Annotated in this window: 3 protein-coding genes; all 3 read right to left on the reverse strand. The window is 67.7% G+C overall.

From position 1 onward, the window contains the following. Positions 1-557: citryl-CoA lyase (locus EN745_RS33325; RefSeq protein ID WP_127423204.1), on the reverse strand; the 557-nt coding region annotated here is incomplete at its 3' end. Next, on the reverse strand, positions 554-1,738 hold the full coding sequence (locus tag EN745_RS33330; RefSeq protein WP_126058321.1) for a CoA transferase: 1,185 nt from the start codon (positions 1,736-1,738) through the stop codon (positions 554-556). The genes EN745_RS33330 and EN745_RS33325, both read right to left, overlap by 4 nt. A gap of 15 nt (positions 1,739-1,753) precedes the next feature. After that, positions 1,754-2,659 (reverse strand): tripartite tricarboxylate transporter permease (locus EN745_RS33335; RefSeq protein ID WP_189363240.1); only part of this gene is annotated, 906 nt, incomplete at its 5' end.

Raw genomic sequence — 2,659 nt, forward strand, 5'->3', positions numbered from 1 at the left:
CCATCCGGTTGATCCGCGCGCGCCGCGAAATCGCGGGTCAGTTCGATGAGCCGCGGCGCGCGCGGATCAACCGGATGGAAGCGATGGCCGAGACCCGGCACATAGCCCCTGTCTTCGGCGAAGAAACGATCGAGCCGCGCCGCCACCGCATCGGCCAGCGTCGTGCCCTGGTCCATCGCCGCGGCGATGTCGCCGTAGAAGGAAAGCGCCTGCTCGCCGGCGCCGCCATGCACGTCGCCCAGCACGTTAATGGCCGAAGCCATCGCATTGTTGATACCGACGCCGCAGGTCGCCGCCATGCGGGCGATGGCGATCGACGGCGCCTGCGGCCCGTGGTCGACGGCGGCACCCAGCGCGATGCCAAGCAGCGCCGCCTGGTCCTCGCTGGGCAATTCGCCGCGCAGCATCAGCCAGATCATGGCCGGAAAGCTGACGCGGCCGATAAGGTCCTGGATCTCGTAGCCGCGCAGCCGGATCACGCCTGGGCTCATCTCGATGATGCCGGTCCGCCACCAGTCCTCGCCGCGCGCGCGGCCGGCCTTTTTCTCCTGGCTCATGCCTGCGCTCTTGTCTTGCCGCGCGCCGGCAGCGTCGCAAAGACATCATCCATATGTTCGCCCAGCGCCGGCGGCGGCCCGGCCGGCAATGGCGCTGCGCCGTCGACCATGAAGCCGCCGCGCACCACGGTCAGTGCCTGATCCATGCCGGGCATGCCTTCGAAGCGGGTCGTCATGCCGCGCTCTGTCACTTGGCGCTCGCCGAGCACTTGCGGGATGGTCAGCACCCGTCCGGCCGGCACGCCGGCGCGGTTGAGCTTTTCCTCCCAGGCGGCCGCCGAGGCATCCGCCAACGCATCCTCGATCAGCACCTTCAGCGCCGCGCGGTTCTGCTTGCGCGTCTCGCGTTCGGCAAAGCGCGGATCGGACGCCAGCTCCGGCCGGCCGATCAATTGGCAGAGCGTGACGAACTGCTCCTGCTTGTTGGCGGCGATGTTGAGCAGCCCCTCGCCGGTGCGGAACGCGCCGGACGGTGCTGCCGTCATGTTCTCATTGCCCATCGGCCGCGGCTCGACGCCGGCAGTCAGATAGTTGGACACCGGCCAGCCAAGTGCAGAGAGTGTGCATTCGAGCATCGACACGTCGAGGAACGCCCCCTCGCCGGTCGTCTTCTGCTTGACCAGCGCGGCGGCGATGGCGAAGGCGCCGACCAGCCCGCCCAGCGTGTCGGCGACCGGATAGCCGACACGCAGCGGCGCCGTCTCCGGGGTGCCGGTGATGCTCATGATGCCCGACAGCCCCTGGATGATTTGGTCGTAGGCCGGATTGTCGCGCATCGGCCCGCTCTGGCCGAACCCCGATATGGCGCAGTAGACGAGGCCGGGACGGACCGCCTTCAGGCTGGCATGGCCGAGACCGAGCCGATCCATCACGCCCGGCCGGAAGTTCTCCACCAGCGCATCGGACGAGGCGACCAGGTCGAGGAAGCGGTCGCGATCGGCCTCCTTCTTGAGATCGAGCACGACCGATCGTTTGCCGGCGTTCTGCGCCAGGAACGAGGCGCCCATGCCAGCCTGGTTGAGTTTTGCCGAAGCACCGAGCTGGCGCGCCAGATCCCCGCCATTCGGCGCCTCGACCTTGATCACGTCGGCGCCGAGCAGCGCCAGCTGGTAGGCGCAGTAAGGGCCGGCCAGAACATTGGTCAGGTCGAGGACGCGGATGCCCGAAAGCAGATCTGTCATGATGCTCCAGTTCGATCAGGCATCGCCAGGCACATGCTCCGGTCCGCGCCGGCGCCGGTGCTCGATCCAGGCCCAGATATGCGGCCCGACGAGACCGATGAAGGCCAGCGTCAGCAGCGTCAGCGACAGCGGATGCCGGTAGAACACCGTCCAGTCGCCATTGGCGATGGTCATCGCGCGGCGGAACTGCGTTTCGGCGAGCGGCCCGAGGATCATGCCGATGATGACGGGCGCGGTCGGGAAATCGAAGCGCCGCATCAGGAAACCGGTCGCTCCCAGGAGATAAAGGATGACGAGATCGATCGGCGACTGCGAGATGCCGTAGGTGCCGACGGTGGCGAACACCAGGATGCCGGCATAGAGCTGCGGCGCCGGGATCTTCAACAGCCGCACCCACAGGCCGATCAGCGGCAGGTTGAGGATGACGAGGATGACGTTGGCGATGAACAGGCTGGCGATCAGGCCCCAGACGAGGTTGGCCTGCGTCGTCAGAAGCAGCGGTCCGGGATTGATGCCGTAGCTCTGGAAGGCCGACAGCATGATCGCGGCGGTGGCCGAGGTCGGCAGGCCAAGCGTGAGCATCGGCACCAGCACGCCGGCGGCGGACGCATTGTTGGCGGCTTCCGGGCCGGCGACGCCCTCGATGGCGCCGACCGTGCCGAACTCCTCCTTGTGCTTCGACAGCTTCTTCTCGATCGCATAGGACAGGAAGGTCGGGATCTCGGCGCCGCCGGCCGGCATCGCACCGATCGGGAAGCCGATCAGGGCACCGCGCAGCCACGCCTTCCACGAGCGCGCCCATTCGGCGGCGGTCATGTAGAGCGAGCCCTTGAGCGGCACGATCTCGTCCTTGCCGGCATAGCGGCGCGAGGCCATGTAGAGCGTCTCGCCGACGGCGAACAGGCCGACGGCAACGATGAT

It is taken from the genome of Mesorhizobium sp. M4A.F.Ca.ET.022.05.2.1, assembly GCF_003998845.1.
Lineage (GTDB): Bacteria > Pseudomonadota > Alphaproteobacteria > Rhizobiales > Rhizobiaceae > Mesorhizobium.

Excerpts from the sequence above, each read along its gene's own strand:
- EN745_RS33330 (WP_126058321.1), bottom strand. The coding sequence starts at position 1,738 with ATGACAGATCTGCTTTCGGGCATCCGCGTCCTCGACCTGACCAATGTT.